24 protein-coding genes are annotated in these 23814 nt (G+C 35.1%); 7 read left to right on the plus strand and 17 right to left on the minus strand.

All coding sequences use genetic code 11. The features are described 5' to 3' along the window. Positions 1–38 precede the first annotated feature (38 nt). Genes QZV03_RS02870 through QZV03_RS02880 form a run of 3 tightly spaced genes read right to left on the minus strand, consistent with a single transcriptional unit; the run spans position 39 to position 2838 of the window. Complete coding sequence (locus QZV03_RS02870; protein ID WP_296874203.1) at positions 39–1403, minus strand: MATE family efflux transporter; 1365 nt, start codon at positions 1401–1403, stop codon at positions 39–41. A gap of 17 nt (positions 1404–1420) precedes the next feature. Next, positions 1421–2413, minus strand: coding sequence for a tRNA-dihydrouridine synthase (locus QZV03_RS02875; protein ID WP_296874204.1), 993 nt, complete (start codon positions 2411–2413; stop codon positions 1421–1423). A 53-nt stretch (positions 2414–2466) separates the two neighbouring features. Then, a complete protein-coding gene (locus tag QZV03_RS02880) occupies positions 2467–2838 on the minus strand; it encodes a helix-turn-helix domain-containing protein (protein WP_296874205.1) in 372 nt (123 codons plus the stop codon). An 81-nt stretch (positions 2839–2919) separates the two neighbouring features. Here QZV03_RS02880 and QZV03_RS02885 point away from each other — a divergent pair, with 81 nt between their 5' ends. The 3 genes from QZV03_RS02885 to QZV03_RS02895 are packed head-to-tail and all read left to right on the plus strand — an operon-like array spanning position 2920 to position 4764. Continuing rightward, positions 2920–3612, plus strand: a complete 693-nt coding sequence (locus tag QZV03_RS02885) for a DsbA family protein (RefSeq protein WP_296874206.1) — start codon at positions 2920–2922, stop codon at positions 3610–3612. Continuing rightward, positions 3609–4310: a metal-dependent hydrolase gene (locus QZV03_RS02890; RefSeq protein WP_296874207.1), complete on the plus strand. Its 702-nt coding sequence runs from the start codon at positions 3609–3611 to the stop codon at positions 4308–4310. The genes QZV03_RS02885 and QZV03_RS02890 overlap by 4 nt, the downstream gene beginning before the upstream one ends. A gap of 46 nt (positions 4311–4356) precedes the next feature. After that, on the plus strand, positions 4357–4764 hold the full coding sequence (locus tag QZV03_RS02895) for a flavodoxin family protein (RefSeq protein ID WP_296874208.1): 408 nt from the start codon (positions 4357–4359) through the stop codon (positions 4762–4764). On the opposite strand, the gene QZV03_RS02900 is transcribed toward QZV03_RS02895, so the two are convergent. The 8 genes from QZV03_RS02900 to QZV03_RS02935 form a co-directional block, all read right to left on the minus strand. Continuing rightward, on the minus strand, positions 4761–5564 hold the full coding sequence (locus tag QZV03_RS02900; RefSeq protein ID WP_296874209.1) for a hypothetical protein: 804 nt from the start codon (positions 5562–5564) through the stop codon (positions 4761–4763). The two genes, QZV03_RS02895 and QZV03_RS02900, sit on opposite strands and share 4 nt — an antisense overlap. Further along, complete coding sequence (locus QZV03_RS02905; protein WP_296874210.1) at positions 5564–6352, minus strand: hypothetical protein; 789 nt, start codon at positions 6350–6352, stop codon at positions 5564–5566. The genes QZV03_RS02900 and QZV03_RS02905 overlap by 1 nt, the downstream gene beginning before the upstream one ends. Before the next feature lie 226 nt (positions 6353–6578). Next, the gene (locus tag QZV03_RS02910) at positions 6579–8828 is read right to left on the minus strand and encodes a RyR domain-containing protein (protein WP_296874211.1); all 2250 of its coding nucleotides are present in this window, start codon (positions 8826–8828) and stop codon (positions 6579–6581) included. 54 nt (positions 8829–8882) lie between these two features. Continuing rightward, positions 8883–9011: a hypothetical protein gene (locus tag QZV03_RS02915; protein WP_296874212.1), complete on the minus strand. Its 129-nt coding sequence runs from the start codon at positions 9009–9011 to the stop codon at positions 8883–8885. Between the two features lie 8 nt (positions 9012–9019). Beyond that, positions 9020–12538 carry an Hsp70 family protein gene (locus QZV03_RS02920; protein WP_296874213.1) on the minus strand — a complete coding sequence of 1173 codons (3519 nt, stop codon included), beginning with the start codon at positions 12536–12538 and terminating at the stop codon, positions 9020–9022. A 29-nt stretch (positions 12539–12567) separates the two neighbouring features. After that, positions 12568–13371, minus strand: coding sequence for an FHA domain-containing protein (locus QZV03_RS02925; RefSeq protein WP_296874214.1), 804 nt, complete (start codon positions 13369–13371; stop codon positions 12568–12570). Between the two features lie 33 nt (positions 13372–13404). After that, the gene (locus tag QZV03_RS02930; protein WP_342764221.1) at positions 13405–13917 is read right to left on the minus strand and encodes an SIS domain-containing protein; all 513 of its coding nucleotides are present in this window, start codon (positions 13915–13917) and stop codon (positions 13405–13407) included. Next, positions 13866–14204, minus strand: coding sequence for a hypothetical protein (locus QZV03_RS02935; protein WP_296874215.1), 339 nt, complete (start codon positions 14202–14204; stop codon positions 13866–13868). The genes QZV03_RS02930 and QZV03_RS02935 overlap by 52 nt, the downstream gene beginning before the upstream one ends. Positions 14205–14819: 615 nt before the next feature. Between QZV03_RS02935 and QZV03_RS02940 the strand changes: the two genes are divergently transcribed. Then, complete coding sequence (locus QZV03_RS02940) at positions 14820–15782, plus strand: tetratricopeptide repeat protein (RefSeq protein WP_296874216.1); 963 nt, start codon at positions 14820–14822, stop codon at positions 15780–15782. A 6-nt stretch (positions 15783–15788) separates the two neighbouring features. Here QZV03_RS02940 and QZV03_RS02945 read toward each other — a convergent pair whose 3' ends face one another. Genes QZV03_RS02945 through QZV03_RS02965 form a run of 5 tightly spaced genes read right to left on the minus strand, consistent with a single transcriptional unit; the run spans position 15789 to position 20491 of the window. After that, positions 15789–16268 carry a hypothetical protein gene (locus QZV03_RS02945; RefSeq protein WP_296874217.1) on the minus strand — a complete coding sequence of 160 codons (480 nt, stop codon included), beginning with the start codon at positions 16266–16268 and terminating at the stop codon, positions 15789–15791. Between the two features lie 34 nt (positions 16269–16302). Beyond that, positions 16303–17088: a DNA polymerase beta superfamily protein gene (locus QZV03_RS02950; RefSeq protein ID WP_296874218.1), complete on the minus strand. Its 786-nt coding sequence runs from the start codon at positions 17086–17088 to the stop codon at positions 16303–16305. A gap of 20 nt (positions 17089–17108) precedes the next feature. Continuing rightward, positions 17109–18395 carry an O-acetylhomoserine aminocarboxypropyltransferase/cysteine synthase family protein gene (locus QZV03_RS02955; RefSeq protein WP_296874219.1) on the minus strand — a complete coding sequence of 429 codons (1287 nt, stop codon included), beginning with the start codon at positions 18393–18395 and terminating at the stop codon, positions 17109–17111. Positions 18396–18455: 60 nt separating this feature from the next. Further along, positions 18456–19334, minus strand: coding sequence for an aldo/keto reductase (locus QZV03_RS02960; protein WP_296874220.1), 879 nt, complete (start codon positions 19332–19334; stop codon positions 18456–18458). Positions 19335–19342: 8 nt separating this feature from the next. After that, positions 19343–20491: an aldo/keto reductase gene (locus QZV03_RS02965; protein WP_296874221.1), complete on the minus strand. Its 1149-nt coding sequence runs from the start codon at positions 20489–20491 to the stop codon at positions 19343–19345. 178 nt (positions 20492–20669) lie between these two features. Between QZV03_RS02965 and QZV03_RS02970 the strand changes: the two genes are divergently transcribed. The 3 genes from QZV03_RS02970 to QZV03_RS02980 are packed head-to-tail and all read left to right on the plus strand — an operon-like array spanning position 20670 to position 23286. Continuing rightward, the gene (locus QZV03_RS02970; RefSeq protein ID WP_296874222.1) at positions 20670–21821 is read left to right on the plus strand and encodes an MFS transporter; all 1152 of its coding nucleotides are present in this window, start codon (positions 20670–20672) and stop codon (positions 21819–21821) included. A gap of 1 nt (position 21822) precedes the next feature. Beyond that, complete coding sequence (locus tag QZV03_RS02975; protein WP_296874223.1) at positions 21823–22266, plus strand: MarR family winged helix-turn-helix transcriptional regulator; 444 nt, start codon at positions 21823–21825, stop codon at positions 22264–22266. A 9-nt stretch (positions 22267–22275) separates the two neighbouring features. Beyond that, positions 22276–23286 carry a 7-cyano-7-deazaguanine synthase gene (locus QZV03_RS02980; RefSeq protein WP_296874224.1) on the plus strand — a complete coding sequence of 337 codons (1011 nt, stop codon included), beginning with the start codon at positions 22276–22278 and terminating at the stop codon, positions 23284–23286. Between the two features lie 198 nt (positions 23287–23484). Here the strand turns inward: QZV03_RS02980 and QZV03_RS02985 are convergent. Further along, a partial coding sequence (locus QZV03_RS02985; protein ID WP_296874225.1) for a transposase occupies positions 23485–23814 on the minus strand: 330 nt, incomplete at its 5' end.

Here is a 23814-nt window from a genome sequence, read left to right on the forward strand (position 1 = left end):
TAGATTACACCACATATCTTAAAAAGTTTAAGGAACTGCTACTTCCCGCAAACCTTTTTGAATTTGAGATTAAAAACCCATATGAAAACAAAGCCCACTATTGAACCGATGTTCATTCCAATAATTGCTCCCAGATACACTCCAAAAACACCCATATTCAATAGTATACCCATCACATAGGCAAATGCCATACTTAATACCAGTTCCCTCATTATAGTCAAAGCCAATGACTTGAAACCTGAACCGACCCCCTGATAGGTATATGCTGCCGTTGCTCCAAATGCAATCAGGACATTATAGAAAACCAGAAGCTGCAGTATTTCAGCGGAACGGTTGACTAAAACAGGGTCATTAGCCTGGAAGTTGAAGGCACCACAGATAGGTTGGGCAAAAACAAAGAATATCAGACAAATCAAAACAGTGATAATCAGGCTTATGAATGTAGAGTACTTGATTGTTTCATTGAAGTTTTCCCAGTTTCGAGCCCCATATGCCACACCCGATACGGTTATGGTCGCAATTCCAATAGCCATGCAGGGTATGAATGCTATTGTAATCAATCTCCATGTTATGGTAAATGATGCGACCTCACCGACACCTGCAGTCACCATTATCAGGAAATTCAAAATGATAGCCACCAATGCAAATATAATCTCCTCTGTTGCGGCGGGCAGTGACACAACGAGGATTTCCTTATATATTTCAAGCTTTCTTCTGTAATACTCGAACTTGAATTTGAAATAGGTATCCTTTTTAACAAATATCCAGTATAGCATCCAGACATAACCCGCAAATGAAGCTATTACGGTTGCAAGTCCCGCTCCAAAAATGCCCAGATTAAAAGAATATATCAAAATAGGATCGATTATCATGTTCAGGACTGCAGTAAAAATCAGCGGATTGGTTGCCCTGCCAACAGCCCCTTCAGTACGGAATATGCTTGCGGTAACATTGGGTGCAAGAAATACAATATTCAAAAAGAATATGATTTGACCATAACTTAGGCAATATGTCTTGACACTTGATGCTCCAAGTAAAATAACTATATCCTCTAAAAAGAATACTCCTACAATTAAAACTATAATAGATACAATAACTGTTAAAATTATAGCATGCATAACTGCATTATTTGCATCCTCAATTCTTTGGGCACCGACATATCTTGAAATCAGGGAGTTGGCACCTGCACCGATACCAGTTCCAAGACCAATGATGACAAGATACAAAGGTGAAGTGAAACCCAATGCAGCAAGTGCATCGGCATTCAAACCCGAAACCCAAAAGCTGTCAATCAGATTGTTTAAAAACATCAGAAGCATTGAAAATATTGTTGGAAAAGCCAATTTGTTAATGGCATTTCTTGGAGAACCTCTAATCACGTCAATATTTTCACTGCTTTGCATAGTAATATATTGAACTGTTAATAATGATAACAGTTACTCTTTTTAGTCCTATAGCAATTATTGCACATCAGACATCTAGACTGGACACTGCTTCCATCCATCCAACCTTTCAGGAAGTCCTTTTCACAGACAAATGGCCTGTACATTGACATGAACTCGATATTAGTTGTGTTAAGCAATTGATTCATATGTTCCATATTGTTGAATCCTCCGCCAACAATTACCGGCACGTCAACCGAATCGATCAGTTTGCTGGTATAGTCAACAAGTTCATCTTCAGATGAGAGTTTTTTGGTAAAATAAAGCGGTGACAATGGTCGTGTAACCTGAATTGAGTCAACTCCCACCTTTTCAAGGAGCTTGCATGCCTCCAGACTTTCACTGGCGTCAAAACCGTCCTTTCTCTCATCAAATGTATTGACCTTAACTGAAACATGCAAATCCAGATTGTCCTTCATTACCCTGATTAGTTCCAGCACCATCCTCATACGGTTAAAGACATTTCCCCCATAGTTGTCATCCCTTTGGTTATAATATGGATTGATGAATTTGGATAAAAAGAAATTGTTTCCAACAGACAGTTGTATTCCGTCAAAATCCGCATACTGCAGCTTTTGGGCGGCATCAATGATGTCTGATTGAATTTGGCGAATGTCGTCAAGAGTCAAATCATTGACCGGAATGTCCAAATCTATTCCCCTGTTATATTTGATGAACTCGACCTGGCCAAGAATTGGAACGTCCCAGCTGTGAGTTATTTCGGCAAGTTTTCTTGCCATGGTCATGAAATTCAGACTGTCCATCATATAGGAATGCTCAATGAACTTGTCCTTTGGATAGATTGAATATAATTCTGAAGTGATAAGCCCAACTCCACTTGAGGCGATTTTTTCATATCGCTCATATATCGCATCTAGGTCATTTTGCTCGGATTCCCATAGCCCTGTTCTGATTATACGGCTTTTAAGTGTTAAATCCCCTAGTTTACATTTATCGAATATAGTTTTCATAGTAGTAAATAGTAAAAAATAGTATAAAAAGAAATAAGTAATTTTAAACTTACCTAAATACCATATACTTCACGATATTCTCTTAAAAGCTGGCTGATTTCATCTTCACTTCTTGTATCGTCGATTTCATTGAAAAAATAAGCTGTGATTTCGTATAGTATCCTATTTGTCTTAAGTCCCTTTTCGGTCAGTGCATACTCGGTTTTGTTGTGAACCTCATCGATGACTGTTTTGGTGACAAGATTCTGCTCTTCCATATACTTTAATGTCTGGGCTAGAACATGATTGCTTATTGTCGGGTTCATCTGCTTGAACTCATTGAAATGGGTTTTGCCGTTGTATATATTGGACATTATGCAAAAAATCCATTTTCGATTGAACACATCAAGAGTATTTCCTATAGGACAAATATTATTCTCAACCATAATATCAAATCAAGTAATTCAATAGTTACTTACCTATTTATTAATGAAATGTATTAAATATTTTCCTTAGAGGTTATGATTATGAAAATTACATACTGGAGCGACTTTGCTTGCCCTTACTGTTATATAGGAAACACAAGACTGAAAAGAGCGGTTGAAGATTTGGATTTGGATGTTGAATTTGACATGCGTGCTTTTGAGCTTGATCAGAATGCACCTATGGATGTTACATCCACAACCGTTGAGAGATTTGGTGTCAAATATGGTTTAAGTAAGGAGGATGCCAAAAAACAGGTTTCACAAATATCCGAACTTGGAAAGGCAGAGGGAATTGATTTTAAATATGAAACCACTTTATACACAAATACCCGTGATGCCCACAGACTGATGAAACTGGCAGAGAGTAAAAATGACCCTGAACTTGTAGAAAATCTTGCCAATATGCTCTTTGATGCATACTTCACAAAAAATCTAAAATTGGCAGACAGGGAAGTTTTGCTTGATATTGGAATGAAAGCAGGTTTGAAAGATGAGGAAATAACTGAAGTTCTGGACAGTGACATGTACAATTCATTAGTCGAATCAGATGAGACAATTGCTCTTTCAAGCGGGATTCATGCTGTTCCATTTTATCTATTCGATAGTAAATATTCCATCCCAGGAGCACTTTCATATGAAGATTTCAAAAGCGTTTTAAGTCAAATAATTGCTGAAAGTGAAGTGGATGAAGAAAAAGATGCTGACAGTTGTGTTAATGGAGTCTGCAGGATATGAAACTCAAATGGTTAGGCCATTCCGCTTTTGAACTGATTAGTGATAATGGATTGGACATCATTGTTGACCCTTTCATTCAGGCAAATCCCTCATGTCCCCTAAAAGTAGATGAGGTTCATCCGGATGTTGTCTGCATCACACATGGTCATGCAGACCACTTCGGAGACGTTGTGGAAATAGCAAGAAACAATCCAAATTTAGTTGTTGTTACAAACTACGAAATATCGATTTATCTCCAAAGGAAAGGTGTGAATGCCATTGGAATTAATTGCGGAGCAGAAATAACAATTGAGGATGTTAAAATAAGGATGCTTGATGCAAAACACTCTTCAAGTCTAGATTTTGACATCAACATTCCCTATGCCGGAAAACCCGGAAGCTTTCTTTTTACCTTTGAAAATGATTTTAAGGTTTTCCATGCAGGAGACACAGGATTGTTTTCGGACATGAAATTCGTTATTGGAGAAGTATACAAACCGGACATTGCAATTCTTCCAATAGGAAACATTTTCACAATGAATCCCACAGAAGCATCAATAGCCGTCTCATGGATCAATCCGAAATTTGTCATCCCTATGCACTACAATTCATTTCCGTCAATCAGACAGGATCCTGATGAATTTAAAAGAGAAGTTGAAAGTAGAGCACCTGACTGCGAAACACTGATTGCTGAAGTTTTAAGAACATATGAATTTTAACAAAAATTTAAATAACCCCCTGACAATATAAAAATAAGGTGTTTAAATGAAAGTAGCAATCAGATATTACACAAAAACCGGAAATACAAAGAAACTTGCAGAAGCGATAGGCTCTGCAATCAATGTAGAAGCAAAAACAGTAGATGAACCTTTAACCGAAGATGTAGACATCCTATTTTTAGGAAGTGCTGTTTATGCTGCTGGAATTGACTCCGCAATCAAAGATTTCATAGCAAACATTAATGTAAATGTCGGTGAAGTCGTCAATTTCTCATCAGCGGCATTACTTGAGTCAACCTACGGACAGGTCAAAAAACATGTCGAAGCTAAAGGAATCAAAATGAGTGAAGATGAATTCCACTGCAGAGGAGCATTTAAACTAGTCCACAGAGGAAGACCAAATGAAAAAGATTTAAAAGATGCACAAGAATTTGCAAAAAGAATAATCAATTAATTTTTCTTATTCTTTTTAACCAATTCTTCAAGCCTGTCAAAGTCATTATTGACACGTTTCATTACGATTGCAACGGTTAATGTTGCAGTAGCCACACCGGACAAAATAAAACCACTCCAAACCAGAATTAATGAATTTAGTTTACCGACACTGCTATTACCTAAAACCGCATAACCATTACTTGTAAATGCATTAGATGCCATGACAAGGGCATCCAACGGAGATACATCTTCAACAAACGCAGTGAATATGAAACTGACAAATACTATTATAAACAATAACATTATTGTTATTCCCAAACTGTTTGTTTCAGTATAGTTGATGAATTTATCGTAATAAACTTTAATGAAGTACAGGAATGCTAAACTGTGACATATATCCAGAGGATAAACAAATGATCCTGAAAATATCACCATAGCTATGGAATTAAATGGAACCAATAAAAACAACAGCAGCCATTTGGTTTTACCTGAACTTTTATTGATGCCAATTGCAAGATAAGCTGAAAGAAGTATATCAAAAACAACCAATGTGAAAGTCACATCCCTCCAATACACTATAAGGTATAGGAAGTTCAACACAAATAGCACAATCATTGTCAGATAATAAATTTGTCTGATTTCAGTTGCCTGTTCCTCCGGAAAATACTCTTCAAGGTGGAACAGTCTAAAAGAATTGAAGCGTTCGGAAGCCTTGAGCTTGTTGGATGCGAATTTAAGAACCTTGCACAGAATAGTAAAAACTATAATTGCAACAACAAAGTCAATCGCTGTCATTAAAATAAAAATTGTATTATCCATTATTCACCACTCTCCCCTTCAATTATTTTTTCAAGTTCTTCAACTCTTTTATTAAAGTGCCTGATCAGTATCGCAGCCGTTAATGTAGCAGTACCTGCACCGGAGATAATATAACCTCCCCATACCAAAAATAAACTATTCAATTTACCAGGAATTGTTTTTCCCAAAACAGTATATCCATTACTTGTAAATGCATTTGACACCATTACAAGTGAATCAAGTGCATTGACATGTTCTGCAAATTGTGTAATGAAAAAACTGATAAATATTATTGAAAACAAGAGAATTACAGCCAATCCTAAACCGTTAGAAGTAGTATATTCTCTGAATTTATCAAAATAGTATTTAATAAAGTAAAGGAATATGAATACATGGATAATATCAAGCAAGCTGATCAAAGTAAATCCAAACAGCATATAAGTTAAGGATCCAAATGGAACCAACAACAAAAAGAGAATTTTACCTTTGATTGAAGTTTTATCCAAAGTTACCGCAATAAACAATGAAAGTAATATATCGAATATTACAATATAAAGTACATCATCCACCACAAATGTCAAAGTATAAATAATGATGATAAATGACAATGCCATCATGATTAGATAAAACATCTGTTTTAATGAGTGTATCTCCCCTTCCGGCAAAAATTCATGAGGATTTAAATATCTATTTGAACTAGATTTTATTTTTTTATGAATAAACATACCAATTACTGTTAAAATAGTAAAAATTATAATTTCCACGATTAACTGAAAAATCGGTTGATTTATAATATCCGCCACATTCATATGTATAGTTTTGGTTAATCATTATTAATAACTTTTTAATATGAGTTCCAAGTATTAAAAATTGTGATATATGAAAAAATGCATTATTCATATTAGATTAGCAATTTCCTCAATTGGGCCAACAATTTTTAAATTAAAAAAAAGAGTGAATGACTATTTCATTCACTTTAAACTATTTTTAGTCAAATTTTAATAATAACAGATTAGATTTAAAAATGATTTTTAGTTAATTTTTAACAATCTTTAAACCTACATTTCTGCATAAATCCGGAAGGTTTCTGAATGTGTGAATATTGGCGTCTTTTTTTGCATATTCAAGGTCATCCCAATCAACTAGATTAGGATTGGTTTTCATATCATCATCACGAACAGTACCATATTTCCAGCCCATATTTATTTTGAGTTTATACCATCCCTCATGTTCCCTTTGAGCCAAATAGTTAAGGGAATCATTATCAAAAGTGGATATTGCCACACCGGGTTCCTCAATGTCAACCATATCATAACCGAGTTCAGCCAATATTTTGACCAGATAGTCCGTCTGCTTATAATTTGAATACTTGATATAGTTCGGCAGTTTATCAAACTCCACTGCATCATTTTCCTGTGAGTATAGCTTATGCATTTCAAATGTCAGCATTCTTGTTTTGGTTGTGACTATTTTCAGCCCAACAGATTCAACTAACTTTGGAATGTTTTTTACAGGGTCAATATCATATTGCTGTATTTCAGGAGGCAATTCCTCCCATGGCACCATATAGTTATGGATAAGATTTTCATCATCACGAACAGGACCATATCTCCAACCGGTGCCTATTTTTTCTTCCCACCATTCGTCATGTTCCATTATTGCCAAATCAAGGATTTCTTCATCTGTAAATTCTTTAATTTCCTTACGCTCATCGGAGATATTAGCCAATTCACATCCTATTTTGCGCAATTTTTTAGGAATTGATTTTGCCTGACGGAAATTTGCAATCTTTAATTGAGGAGATAACTCTTCAAAGGAAGGTAAATTTTCATATTTTTGTATTAAATCTTCATCTTCCTCACCATTGGCCAACATTTCCTCATACTGTGCTGTAGTAGTGTCAATATATTGTTGATGGATCTGTCTGGCTAATTTTTCAATATTTCTAAGCAAGGTACTAGGTTTTTGAGCATCTTCCTTATCAAATTCCCTCATGACACTGGTGTCCTGTTCAAGCCTGATTAATACAGATAACCCTCTTTGGAATACACTACGGATGGACAATACATTATTCAGCAACTCTTCTTTATCTTCAGAAAATCCAATACCCATTCCACCATCATGAACAATATAGTCAACATCCAGACGGGTGTTATCAATCTTCAATTCCAGTTCGTTTACATGGCTTCTTTTTTTATCAATAACACCGCGAGGTACACGATTCCACTCCTGAAGCTCATCGCACAAAATCAATAGATATGCCAATGGAGAATCATTCGGATGAAGAGATGATAAATTGAATGGTTTTTTCTGCAGGACCTTGTTATAATAATTATGTAACAGAATAGCTGTTGCACTGTCTACAATCGGATAGAAAAAGAAATCATGATTTTTGGCATACTTTTGAATCAGATATCCATAGGAATTCAAAACAAGGATTGATGAGAAAAATCCATGGTCTATAAATCCATTTTCACCCATGACATCAATAAACTTATCCAAATGTCTGGCAACATCATCGACATTGACTTTAGGAAAATCGACCGCTATTTTGTGAGCCATAATATCTGTTGGCTTAAATAGATCTAAAAATTTGGCTTTCGGATACACTTCAGTGTAATTGTCCGCAAAATCAGACTCTATTTTAATTAAAGTATTAAATTCATTGAAATCTTTAAAATCAACAGCAGTGTCAGCACCATACCTTCCTGAAATTGACTTTACACTATCATTGATAAATTTATTCAATTGTTTACCTATAATCTCTACAGGATATCCTATATCATGGAAAAGAGATGCAATACCCCAACGATATAAAAATTCCTCATTTGAAAACTCACCATCAATCATATAATATTTATTATAAGGACTTTTAATAATATAATCCATGAAAGCTTCACGATAAATACTGTTCTGTGAATAAACAGCCAATCCCAAAAGGAACACGTTTACTGAATGGATGAAATGATCCCTTTGTCTTTCAATCAAATCACCAGTGCCCTTTTCGTATTTATGCATTATGTCAACCAAATCCAATAGTGTATTCGGTTCGCTGACAATGCTCTTATCGGTGACCTTGTCTGATTTATTTTCTGAAGTGATTTGATAAATCATGAAAAATGTTTCATAAATCTCACGTGCATTATATTCTGTTTCATTATCTAAAAAAACATCAATACATGCTTTTAATAATCCTTTATAGTCATGCCCATTATAATAATCATCATATAAAACCAATTGATTGAAGAAATCATCAACATAGCTTTTTAAATTATTTTCAACCATTATAACACCTTAAAGCTAATTAATTAAATTTCTTAAAATCATAATATTTAAATATTATTTTATAATTTTTTTCAAAGATTTCATGACCTGTTTGAATTCTAATGGTGAATCCAAATCAAGAAATTCATCCTCATCAGTCCTATTTAAAACAACAGTATTTTTTATCAAATCTGATTCCTTCATAAGCATCACTATCTAACGTTAGACCTTTCATCAAGTTCCCAAAGCAATTCCACAATCTCAAACAGTCTCATATAATCATTTTCATTCAATGCATCCTGGGCATTTTTAAATAAACTCTCAGCCAACTGCTCATTGTTGATGAAAATTCCATCAAGTTTCAAGCTGAAATAGCACTGCCTTATTACATCATTTCTGTTTAAGGCCACATACTCTCCAATAAGTCTGTTGTAAACTTCCCTTAATTTATCAAGGTCCTTATTTTTTATAATTTCATCAATGTCCCCAATTTCAAATAGATTATTCCTTTCAATAACCTCAATTTTTTGTTTTACATTTTCCAAAAGCATTGAATATTCAAGATTGCCTTTTGCATCCTCAACCAACGCATTTAAATAATCAATGTAAATTTCACACTGTCCAATTGCAATATCGTCTCTTCTTGCGATTTCCAACAGCATTTCAATATAATCCTGAACCTCTCTCCCATCAAATGTTGAGTAATCATTAATATACTCGATTTCTTTAATCATCCTTGAGTATTTCTCCATAATCTGATGTGAATTTAACGTAGTTTTTAAGTCAAATTCCTTATTGAAGTACGGAATATAAATTTTATTGCCATGAATGACTGATGGTGACCTTTCATCCATCTTAACGGATTTGCCTTTATTATGGACCATGACATCATATTTTAAGTCTTCAATTTTAACTTTAAAGTTTCCGTCAATGCCTAAAGGAACTTCAATCATGCCATTTTCATTTTTAAACGATATAGAGTAACCTAAAAATGCGGATTTCAGGTCTTTTGAAAATACCTTTCCAATAATATGATTATTATTCCTTGAAAAAATCACAGAAAGAGGTTCTCTTTTGATTTCCACATCATGTTTTTCAATGCTTCCCGCATAAATTGCCGCACCTTGGGATACAACGGTCAACGGATTTATGGTTGACTCAATTTCAATTTCAAATTCATCCCTAATGCATTCCTGTATAATAGGACTTAATGAAGAACCACCAACAAGGATAATCTTTTCAATGTCTCCATCATTAAATGAATTATCATCTAAGAGGTTTCTAGACATTTTAAATGTATGTTCTACTAAAGGCGCAATGATTTGTTTAAGTTCCTCTCTTTCCAAGGTATACTTAAAGTCATAACCATCAAAAAGATTTGAGATGGATATATCTGCCACATCATCATTAGTCAGGTCTTTTTTGATTGCTTCAGCAGCATTCTTGAGTTTGACAAAAGAAGAAATATATTTAGGATTGTCATTTCTGAAATCATCAAGATTCAAATCTTGAACTATTTTTGGCTTGAATAGCTCGTTTACAATCCTCCAGTCCAATGAATTTCCACCGAAACTCTCCAAACCGTCTGTCGCAAGAAGTTCACATTCCCCGTTGATACTGCGAATCAGACTAACGTTGAATGTCGCACCACCCCAATCATAAATCATCCAAATGCCATTTCGATTATCCAAACCATATGCAAGAGAAACCGCAACAGGTTCCAAAATAAGTGGATGTGACCTCAGTCCCGCAAGGTCTGCAGCCTCATTGACGGCTCTTGTTTTGAGAGGATTCGAATTTGCAGGCACACAGATGACTGCATCTTCAATAATTACTCCAATATCAATATAGGCTGAAAGTCTCATGTCATTTAAAACTATAGCAGACAATTCCTCCGGAAACATAACCCTTGAAGATTTTTTAAATCTGAACGGAACTGAAAATCCCATATTGTATTTAAATTCAGAAACAGCATTATCATCATTTTTAAGAATGGCATCCCTTGCACCGGCACCCACTTCAATATTGTCCTCATCATCCATCAGCACGGCCGAAGGTGTGAATTCCTCTCCAGTACGATGATTTTTGATTATTAAAGGAGTTCCATTATTGAAATATGCAAGAACGGAATCTGTTGTACCAAGATCAATTGCATAATCGACAGTGCTAGCCTTTACTTCACTTGAATGTCTGAAATGCATTTTCATGTTCTGTTTCCACAGTGACAGTTTGTATTCATACTTTCGTCTTACATTTCTATCACAAACTACGGCAAATTCCATAAGATTGGCACCTGAAAGCAAATCATTTGAATTTATAAGACGAATTGCCTCTACAACAATTTCCTCAATTGAATACGTCTTAAGTGCAGGAATTAGGTTTTCATAGATTCTTCTGATTTCATCACTTGAATCCATAAGGTTTTCAAGAAGCGATACTGATTTAAATAAGCTTTTATGACTTTCCAGACCAATAAAAATCTCCCACAAATCAATGTAATCATTATATCTGCTTTTTATAGATGGATTGTATGCAATTGCTTCTTTTAATAAATCACATGCCAAATTATAGTTTTTAGCTTTTAAATTTACAGTGAATGCCTTGGAAATTAATTTTAAATCAGGTTTTTCAGATTTCCACATCCTTAGGGTTTCCGAATAATATCTTCTGATATCATAATCCTTAAGGATTTCCCTTTCCAAAATCTCAATAGCCACTCCCAAACCATTTTCACATTTTGCCAAATCCAATGCCTTTTTTACGGAATCATTAATCACATAATCATTATACTCATCAAGATACTCATCGAAATGATTATCATCTGCAACAACCTGTTTTGATTTATACACATCGATTGCATTTTCAACATCATTTAAAAGATCACCAGCATCAATATACCTTAAAGATGAATCCACTTCAAGACATTTGAGAACTATCCTATCCAAATCCTGAGAAACCTTATTGTTATAATAGCTAGGAGGTTTCAATTCTTCTTGCCAAGGTTTTAAATCAATCAGTTCCTCATTTGTATACTTGTCAACATCATAAGGATAGCAATTGGTAAGCAATTGATAGAACATGACCCCTACCGCATAGACGTCACTACCTGTTGAAACGGATTTGTTGAAAATTTCAGGAGCCATGAACGGTCTTGTGCCGGCAATGTCAATGTCTGAGATACCCGTTGTGACCGCCTTTGCAAAACCAAAGTCGGAAATCTTAATTACAATGTCTCCAGATGAATTAAAACTCAACAGAACATTCTTCGGTTTCAAATCACGGTGAACGATAGGCGGGTTTGCAGAATGTAAAGTGTTAAGTCCCATTAAAATCTGTTTTATCAAGTCAAGACTTCGCCCAACCGGCATGAACATGTCATTTTGAATAAATGAATTCAGAAATTCCTCCAAGTCTCCTCCGGACACATACTCCATAACAAAATAGGCATGACTTTTTCCATCCTCAAAATCAGTTATTTCAGCAGCATCATAGATGCTTATGATATTTTCATGCCTCAAATGAGAGGCCAGGGTGACCTCACTAAAAATTTCTTTTTTATTGGTGGATATGTTTAACGGCTCCTTAACGATTTTTATGGCCATCAAGGTATCCAAATAGTTATGGTTTACTAAATAAACCTTTGCAAATGATCCTTCTCCCAGAAATTTTTTAACTTCAAATTTTCCATTGAAAAATTTCTCAATTAAGTGTTTTGCCTTATCTAAACACACATAAACCACCAATTAGATTAAAAATCTAATCAAAATGAACAATAAATAACTGCAGCACCATTTCCCTTGGATAATTTTAAAAATGAATTCGCATTGAGTTTTTTGGCAACTCCTATCGGAACTTTTTTATCTCCTATAAATGTTCCATTGGAACTTCCCTCATCAAGAATATACCATCCATCTTCCTTGTAGAACAATTTTAAATGAGGTTTTGCAACATTGGAAACTGTTGAATACTTATTGTCCAAAAGTATTGTAAATGATGCCAAATCACTAGCATTAAAATTGGCCTTACGCCCAATCAGCACGGTTTCATCCTTGTGAACCTTGAATGTTTTACCCTTATCTATTCCATTGAATATGGTTAAAACACAGTGCTGACCATCGGAAAACCTTTGGTTGGATTTATATAAATCAAAGAAAGTTAAAAGTTCATCTGATAAAAAGCTCACATCCAAAAACAGATCCTCAAATGCATCTTCCTTTAATGTAAAACCCTTTACACTTCTGCGGCCGATTTTGTTTGGCACCTCCTTTTTGACGGCAACCTCCTCAATCAGTTCAGCTTCAACTAGTTGCTTTAAATGCTGACCCAGCATCTGAGTAGTGATATTAACATTATAGTTATTTAAAAGAATAGAATTGATTTCACGGGAATATAATGGCTCCTTTTTAAATGCACCATCCTTTGTTTTATTGGTCTTCTCAAAATCCCTTAAAATTTCCAATATTGAAAATCTAACCTTATTATTGACTGCTGCTAATTTAGTAGATAGTATTCCTGACTCTGATGAATCAAGAATCACTGTTTTTACTGTCCTTAAATCACTCATATTCCAACCTACCTATTTATGATACTATGAAAATTAAATTGAACTGCTTAAAACATCATGATAAGATTTTAAATCTTTTTCACGTAGATTTAATTTATGCATCAACTCGCTGACCAATGCATCAAGCAACACTAAAGCGGACAATTCAAAAGCAGTGCCCATCAATATCAATTCCAATGGACGGTAAATGTTACTAATTCCCCTAATTTCTGCTGGCAATTCATTGACTGCATTCCAAACAGAATTACTTGATAAATCTGCAGATTTTTTAGGAAGATTATCGATTTTAGATCTTATTTCCTCATCACTTTCAAAGTTAACCAAACTTCTAGGCATACCCTCCATGAACTTTTCAACATCACTGTCTTCGAGATTGACGAGGGTTTGAGGAAGAGAATCGATGACAATGCGTGCATCAGCCTTTTGTGCAAGTTCAGATTCAGTATTGCCACATACAGCCAAAAATTTAACATTGTCCAATTTGGAATCCTCAACTATTTGTGTAATGGAGTTAGATTTACCTGATTTTGAAACAATGATAATGATATCCCATCATTTACAGGAGGGGCAATTGTTTCATTGAATACATATGCATAAAATCCCAGATGCATCAATCTCATTGCAAAAGCCTTTGCCACAAATCCTGACCTTCCGGCACCAGCGAGAAATATAGATTTTTTTCTTTTGCTGGACACTCTTTTATATGAAGCCGTTAGGATAATATCCCTAAATTGAGCAATACTTTCTTCCTGATTTTCAATAACGCTTTTACAGTTGTTCAAGTTTTTTAATATTTCATCCAAGGACAAACCCATGTATTTTAATTCAGACATTTTTATCTAACCCATTTATTTATTTAAGCTTAAATTGTAAAGTGTTTATTAATAATACTATCTTTAGCATTATTTAAAATTCTATCTATTGTTTTAATGCATTAATCGAATCATCAAAAACACAATTGTTGAATAAAATCTATTTATACTAGCTTAAATTTATCAAATGACGAGATTTTATTGAGATTTAGAGTACTTTCATATTTATCTGTACAATCAGATTTACTACTTCGAAATGTCCGTTACAATTCAACATTACTCAAAATCGATACATATTAAATGTTTAGCCTTGATTATATATAACTTACATAAAGAAAAGACTTTCTTAATTACCTCCCCATTTAAATTAAAAACTGATTTTTCTTAATGAAAGCAAATACTTTACAATTAACCCCTTTATGTGATTTATTACATATTGACTATAAATTCATTTATAAATGTTAAAATAATAGCAAAAACTTATTTATTGAGTATGTATTTTATGTAGTTAATAAATATCGTTTTTTAATAAAAAATAATTCCATCATATTATTGGAATATTTTAAATGCTATTCTTTTAATCTTTTCATTTTACCTATCATACTAAAGGCAAAAACGACAAGACATGGGATTATAATGAAAGAGGATATTAAATCAAAAATTGATGAAGCAATGGGTTATATTCAAAATGACACCGAAAGGGCAATTGAAATTTTTGATGAAATATTGAAAATCGATTCCGAAAATATTGAAGCCCTTAACGGAAAAGGATCATCATTGATGAAATTAAACCGCATGGATGATGCTGAAAAATATTTTGACCATTCACTATCCCTTAATGAAACCTCATCAGCACTTATAAGCAAAGGCATAATATCCAAAAATAAAAAAGATTACGAACAGTCCCTATACTACTATGACAAGGCAATTAATCTCAATCCCAATTTAAATAATATCATCACACTCCTTAAAAACGAGATACTAGAATTGATTGACAGTGATGTTGAAATCGATTTGAACACTTACAATTCACCAGCAAATGAGTTGATAAAAAAAGGATTGGAATATAAAAAATCAAATAAACTGTGGGATGCAATGGACTGTTATGAAAAAGCTATGAAAACAGATGAAAAATCCCGAAATTCAATACAGGCATTGATAAATGAAATCAAATCTATTCTTCAGAATGAATTGATGATTAAAATGCCCCAATTGGGAAAGTCAAAAATAGACAATTTGAAAATGAAAAGCCTGAAACTCCTTTTAATTGAAGAAAATCCGAAACAGGCCATGATGATAATGAACCTGATTTTGGAAGATGATGAAAATGATATAGATACTCTCAATCAGAAAGGATGTATCTTATTTTTATTTGATGAATATAAAGATGCACTCAAATGCTTTGAAAAATGTTTAAAAATTGATAAAACTTACTATTGGGCACTATTCAACAAGGCAATAACATTAAGAAGAATGAAAAATATGAATGATGCCCTTAAATGTTTTGATGAACTTTTAAAGATACCTCACTGCTACAATAAGGTTAAACCATACCAACTGGAAATATTAGATAAGCTACATGAAGAAAATATGAACTAAAAACAATTATTCAATAAATAGCTCATCCAATCTGTTCAAACTAGCTTTTTTGACAGCATTATCCTCATCATTGACAATAATACTGGATAAAACAGTAGGATTTGTAATTTTTTTAATTGCAGCAATTCTCACATGACTTTCAGGATGTTCTAAAGCCAATTTTATAAGTGGACCCTCATCCTTTGTTGTGTTGACCTTAAGATTTACAACAGTAACCTCTTCTGTTTCAGGATGACCTTTGTCGGATATCTGCCCATCACCAGGAATTACACGCTCAATGGTTGCCTGTCCTCCTTCTGAATAGGACCAGTTAGCATCATCACATGTCAAATGATCATAAATTGATTCATTACCTAAATATTCATCTTCCTTTGGCCAGAAAACATTAACCTTATTATCTAATACTTTTGAAATGATTTTTTGACCTGAATTGACATTTTTAATAGAAGCCTTAACTAAATCAATACGTCTTTCATCAAAATCCATCTTATCACCAATGTTATTATATTTGCATTAAAAGTTAAAAAGTCTTTTTATCGATTATATAATTTTCGAAATCCTGGGAAAGTATTTCAAAAAATTTATCATCATACAATTTTAAATCGCGCCCGTCATCATTTTTAGGAAAAGTGTTTTTCATTACTGCCAAATTAATTTCCATCCACTGATTGATTCTATCTAAAACATCAAAATCCAAATCAGAGCAACAATTGCCCTTATAATAATCAATCATATAACATATATCCTTTTTAATTTCACCATCAAAATGACTCAACAGTTCAAAAATATTGATTGGAGGATTTAAACCATTATCCAAAAGAATCCATGTCAATATGCACCTGCAATTGTACATATACATTTTTATGACTCGTTTTGTGATTTCCAAATCTTTTTTGGACAATTTCTTCCAGTTATTGACTGCAATGCTTGTATAATGGTATTTCAGAACGGATGTGTCAAAGTCAGGCAATCCTATAAAAACATCTGTTTTTAAGTCCAAATATCTGATAGGACTTATTAGCCATTCCCTCAGGTTGGGATTACTTCGGTAGTGCAGATAAAGTGCCTTTTTAATATCCCATCCGACCATATCCAAATCCCCATCCATCAATTCGATGACATCATCTTGATTTGATATGGAGAGATATTCCTTCAAGTCATTTCTTTTGAAAATAAAACGAACATCATAATCACTTTCAACATTATCAAAGCCCCATGCCCTTGAACCTGATTCGCAGGCATACAATATGGTTACATTGTTATCCTCTTCAATTTTTGCCAATTGTTGGGCGATAACGTTTTCCATGATTATGACACAACCAAAAACTAAATTTTATCTAAAGCCTGGTCAACATCAGCGAGAATATCCTCAATATCCTCAATACCCACTGAAAACCTGATTAAGTCAGGTGTAACTCCAGTGGATAACTGCTGCTCTTCAGTAAGTTGGGAATGAGTGGTTGATGCAGGATGAGTAACAAGGGATTTTGCATCTCCGATATTAGCTAAAAATGAAATCAATTCAACGTTTTCGATGAATTTCAATGCACCGTCATAACCTGCTTTTAAACCGAATGAAACGATTCCACCATAACCCTTTTCGGCATACATTTTGGCAACCTCATGGTTCGGTGAGGATTCGAGACCTGAATATGTTACCCAAGCGACTTTAGGATGGGCTTCAAGGTGTTTTGCAACCTCCATTGCATTATATGCATGTCTTTCAATTCTTAATCCTAATGTCTCAAGACCCTGCATAAGCAGGAATGAATTGAACGGTGAAGGTACTGCACCGGTGTCTCTACCAACAACTGTCCTGAGTCTTGTGGTAAAAGCTGCTTCACCAAATGTTTCAGCAAAAATCAAGCCGTTGTATGTGTCATCAGGTTCAGATAGTGTAGGGAATTTTCCGTTCATCCAGTCAAAGTCACCCTTTTCGATGACGATTCCGCCTAAAGTGGTACCGTGACCGCCGATGTATTTGGTGGCGGATGATGCAATGATGTCTGCACCATGGTCAAATGGTCTTACAGAACCTATACCTACAGTATTATCCGCAATTAATGGGATTCCATGTGAATGTGCGATTTCAGCCAACCTGTCAAAATCAGGAATGTCCAATTTAGGATTACCAATTGATTCAACATATATTGCACGGGTTCTATCATCAATAGCTGCTTCAAACTCATCCGGAGACTGTGAGTCAACGAATGTCACAGTTCTTCCCAATTCCTCAAGGGTATTTTCAAATAGCTCATATGTTCCGCCGTAAAGGTTATCTGCTGATACGATATTATCACCAACCTGAGTCAGGTTGATAATCGCATAAAATATTGCAGCCATACCTGATGCGGTTGCATATGCTGCAGTTCCCCCTTCAATGGCAGCCATTCTTTTTTCGAATGCTTCAGTGGTAGGATTGTTTAATCTTGTATAAATGTTACCTGCTTCTGTAAGTGCAAATCTGTTTGCAGCCTGTTCAGGTGAGTCAAATACATATGATGTTGTCTGATAAATCGGTGTTACCCTTGAACCGGTTTCGTCAACCTCTTCCTGACCAGCATGTACACCAATTGTTGAAATATTTTTCTTGTTTTTAATTTGATACGCCATAATAATCACTGAAATATTTGTTTTACAAATTATATTAAATTAATCAATTAAGAAAAAAAATTAAATATTCTGACTATCAATTTTGTTTTTTCCACTATCCACAATCTCGTCAAACGATTCCACAGTTTCAGGATCCCTATGGTCTAAGAACATGCTTTTGGACTTGTCTAATTCCATTATTTCCAACATATCTTCCTCATCAAGTGCGAAATCAAACACGTCGATATTTTCAGCCATCCTTTCCTTGTGAGTGGATTTTGCTAAAACGATTATGCTTCTGTCAACCAACCATCTGAGAATTACCTGTGCAGAGGTTTTTCCATGTTTTTTACCAATTTTTACCAAAGTTTCATTTTCAAATATTCCCTCACGGCCTTCGGCAAATGGTGCCCATGCTGACATCTGCACACCGTTTTTCTCCATGTTGGCCTGAGCAAGATATTGGGCATTGAAAGGATTTGTCTCCACCTGATTGACAGCCGGAATAACCTTGCGGCCAAAAAGACAGATATCACACAATCGGTCAGGGTAGAAGTTTGAAACACCTATGGATTTAACCAATCCCTCTTCATATAATTCTTCAAGAGCCCTGTAAGCACCATAATAGTCTGAAAATGGATGGTGCAGCAATACCAAATCGATATAGTCAAGACCTAATTTTTCCAATGACTCCAAAACTGAAGATTTGCAGTTTTCATATCCGTAGTTTTCAATCCACACCTTTGTTGTGATGAACAATTCCTCCCTTGGGATTCCACACTCGGAAATTGCCTCACCAACTTCCTTTTCATTTTGATAAGCCTGTGCGGTATCAATCAATCTGTATCCCACATCGATTGCATCAAGCACGGCACGTTTTGTTTCCTCAGGAGGAATCTGATATGTTCCAAATCCAAGTATTGGCATTTTAATGCCATTGTTTAAATTCAAGTATTGCATCACATCACCTAAAATCCGAACAGATCCTGTGCATCAAGCATCACATCAACAATATGCACATTGAAAGGACATCTAGGCTCACAGTCCCCGCATGCTATACAATCAGTTGCATTGAATTTCAAATTGTTATAATGCTCCTGTATGCTTGCCGGAACCTCATCCTTGTTTTTGGCCAAATCATATAACTTGTTCACCATTGCGATGTCGATTTGAGAGGTACATGGCTGGCAATGTCCGCAATATGTACACTGTCCTTCAAATGAATGTTTTGGAGCGTTCTTTAATGTTTCAGCATAATCCTTTTCAGCATCTGTAGCAGAACAATATTTCAATGACTCCTCAAGTTCCTGGACGGTTTTTACACCAGCAAATACACTTGACACATCCTTTTGTTCAAGACAGTAGTGAATACATTGAATTGGAGTCAATGCAACACCGAACGGCGAAGTCTCATCACTGAGAAGGTTTCCTCCAGCAAAGGCCTTCATCACTGTTATTGCAGTGCCGTTTTTCTCACAAAGCTCATATATTTCTGCCCTTTGAGGATTTAAACCGAACAGTGATTCATCATATGCATCCTCTTTTCTGTACTCTTCAATGTCCTCCATTGCACCGAACATGTCATAAGCTGGATTTATTGAAAACATCAAAAGCTCGATTTCAGGGTTTTGAGCTGCCAACATCCCCACATCAGGATTGTGAGTACTCAATCCAATGTGTTCGATTGTTCCCTCATCCTTGAGTTTTCTTACATATTCCATGAAAGGACCGTTCATTATATTTTCATAATCCTCAATCAAATCAACATAATGAATCATACCAAAGTCAAGTGTATCGATTTGAAATCTTTCCATAAAGTCTTCAAATGCAGGAATCACCTTATCCATATCACGTGTTCTTACATATTGATTGTTCTGCCATGTGGAACCGATATGTCCCTGTATCACCCAATTTTCACGGTTGGGTTTTATGGCCTTACCCAAATGTGACCTCACATCAGGTTCACTCATCCAGCAGTCAACAAAATTTATTCCATTAGCTTCACATGCTCTGATCAATTCTTCAGTATCCTCATATGGCCTTTCAACCAGAAATTCCGCACCGAATGCAATCTCGGACACTTCAATTCCAGTGTTGCCCAATTTTCTGTATTCCATAAATTTATTCCTCAATTTAAATTTGATGTTAATAGTTAATAATCTATTCCACAAAGTTCAAGACTTCATGTTTCCGCACAGTTAATGTTTCAGTTTTCACATTAACTTTATATACTATATAGGATATATTAAATATAAATCTTTCCTAATGAAATAGTTAATTAATGAAAGTGTTATTATGAAGAATGAAAATCTTATTATATACATCATGATGTTAGGTACTTTTGGAGTTTTAAGTACTGAAATGGGAGTAGTAGGAATTCTACCCCAAATTGCCGAATATTTTAGCGTTGACATTACCCAGGCAGGATTGTTTGTAAGCCTATTCGCACTTACAATAGCAATCTGTGGAATATTCATGCCATTGGTCTTTTCAAAATTCGACCGCAAAAAAAGTTTCACATTAGTCCTTGCCGTGTTTACAGTTTTCTCAACAATAGGTGCATTTGTAAGTGATTTTAACATAGCATTGATATGCAGAATTATCCCTGCAATCTTCCATCCGATATACTGCGGTTTGGCCTTAACCGTTGCTGCTGAAATCGTTGAGCCTGAAAAGGCACAGGATGCGGTAAGCAAGGTCATAATGGGAGTGTCTGCGGGAATGATTGTGGGAGTGCCGATCACCACATTCGTTGCAACAAACTTCGGATACCAGTTTTCAATGCTCTGGTTCAGTCTGGTGACATTCATCGCATTGATAGCTACAGTAATATTTTTCCCAGCCCTTCCAGGAAAGGAACAGTCATATGGAAGCCAGGTTAAGGTGGCAACAACAGGAGTGTTCATAATTTCAGTTCTTGGAGTGATATTCCTAAACGGAGGAATGTACACAGCATATTCATACATCGCAGAGTTCCTCAATTCCATTACACAGATATTTGGAACAGAATTGAGCATAGTGCTCTTCATTTATGGGGTTGCATCAATCGTTGGAAACTGGGTTGGAGCAAAACTGTTAAACAACAAATCCAAACTTACCGTTCTAACATTCCCTATCATATTTTCAGTGCTGATGATTGGTGTTTTCATATTAAGCGGTGCAAAAATACCAATGATAGCATTAATGGTGTTCTGGGGATTACTTGCAGGTATCGGTAATGACATATCACAGTACCTGATGGTGTCAGCGGCACCAGATGCACCGGAATTTGCAAACGGAATATTTTTAAGTATGGGAAATGTCGGCGTGACCCTTGGAACAACAATCGCCGGAGCGGTAGTTGTCGGAATGGGCGTCCAATATGTTATGATTGCAGCAATTGCAGTTATGATAATCGATTTGGCACTTTTATTAATCAGAACCAACAAATATCACATCGAGGGATAATATGGCACTGCCGGAACAATTTCAAAAGGAAAATTCAGAAAACATCTTCATTTACCATTACGTTGAAGAGATGATAGCAAATTACGGTAAATTCATTAGGGACCTGCTTGATGAAACAGAAATAACCCGTGCGGAAATTCCATTTTTGATTAGAGTGAGATTTTCACAGAAAACAACACAAAAGGAACTGGTGGAACTGTTTAAGGTCAGTGAAGGATATACAGCCAAACTCTTAAGGAAATTTGAGGATTTGGGATACATTACAAGACGAGAGGACCCATCAAACAGACGTCAAAAAATCGTGGAACTTACCGACAAGGGCATGAAAAAAACTGATGAGCTGATAAAAATGATTGACGAATGGGAAAGGAAGGTCACTTCAGAAATGTCCGATGATGAAGTGACACTCCTAAAAAGCTTACTATTTAAAGTAGTTCAATCATAACTAGATACAATGTATGATAAGGAATTCATTTTAAATGAGGTCAACAATATCCGCTCTGAAATCGGCCATGACAGGGTAAACATTTTCATTGAGGAGATTTACTTCAAGGATAACGAGTTGTGGATTATTACAGAGGACCGTCCGGACAAATCTGCCATCATCGGCAAAGGCGGTTGGGTTGTTGGAAAACTCCGGGAAAAATTAGGTCTTGAAAGCATCCATGTAGAATCATATGGCGACTTTCTAAACAAGAAATACAAGCTGAATTTATCCAAAAAAACAGTGCATAATCTTGATTTGAATTCAGTCGGCCTCAACAACCTTGAAAAAACTATAGACAATAAACTGGAGAATATTTACAGTTTTAATTTTGATGCATACTTCAAAGAAAATGAATTCGAGGAATCCCACAATACTGAAGCTGTTGTCGCACTTTCAGGTGGTGTTGACAGTAGCTTTTCCCTAATTTTAGCCAAAAAACTTGGTTTCAATCCGGTTGCAGTTACTGTTGATCCGGGAACCATCATCCTGCCCAACCAATTCAAAAAGAACATCAAACATCTAACCGAAGCGCTTGACATCCAACATACCTACATCAATGCGGACTATGGTGAAATAATTTCAGAGTCATTTACCGGAAATGTTCACCCCTGCGGAAGATGCTCCAAAAATACCGGTGAGCTTGTCAAAAAATATGCAAAAGATAACGAAATTCCAATAATTATATTTGGTGATATGCTTGCAACCGGCAGTCAATGCATAAATTTACAAGAGGATTCATTATATCGCTTGAACCTTCCGGCAAGTTTAAGTGTTGGCAAGCAAGAGATAAAATCCTTAATCAAAAACTATGATTTAATGACATTCAAAGGATTCGGATGTCCCCTTCTTTATGAGGTCCACAGGAAATTCCCATATATGAGAAAATTTTCAATACAAAGAATTTTAAGGGAAACCCGTTCAGGCGCACTGGAACCTGGAGAAGCCCTTGATTTGATCTGGAGTTTCAACAAACCTTAACTTTCTCTTTTTTAGTGTTTACAATTCAAACCAGATACACCAATACTCATTCATCAATTGAAGCATTAAAAAGTTTTTTATCAGCACCATCACTGAAATATGATTTCATTAGAATCAATTATATCATCATACTTTGAACAACCTCGCCTTGAAGAAGGCGAGGATTCCTAGATTTTTCATGTTTATTTGCTCAATCGTTTATTGAGTGCTTTCTAGGCAATCCCCAGGGTCCCACCGGTTAAGTATGTTTATGGCTGCGTTGACATCTCGATCCAGCTTTTCTCCGCATTTTGGGCAAATCCAATCTCGTGTTTTCACAGCTAAATCTTCATTTATGTGGTTGCATTTGTGGCATTTTTTACTTGTATTTTTGGCATCAACAAATACTACTCCTTCCGCTTCAGGTTTATACCACTTGAATTTCTTTTGTAATTTATTTATGAATTCTGATAATGGGAAAATCATGTTTTGTTCTCCTCCAATGAGGATTTTGATATTGGAGTAATTTTTTTCAAAAACTATAACATC

It is taken from the genome of uncultured Methanobrevibacter sp. (assembly GCF_902788255.1).
GTDB lineage: Archaea > Methanobacteriota > Methanobacteria > Methanobacteriales > Methanobacteriaceae > Methanocatella.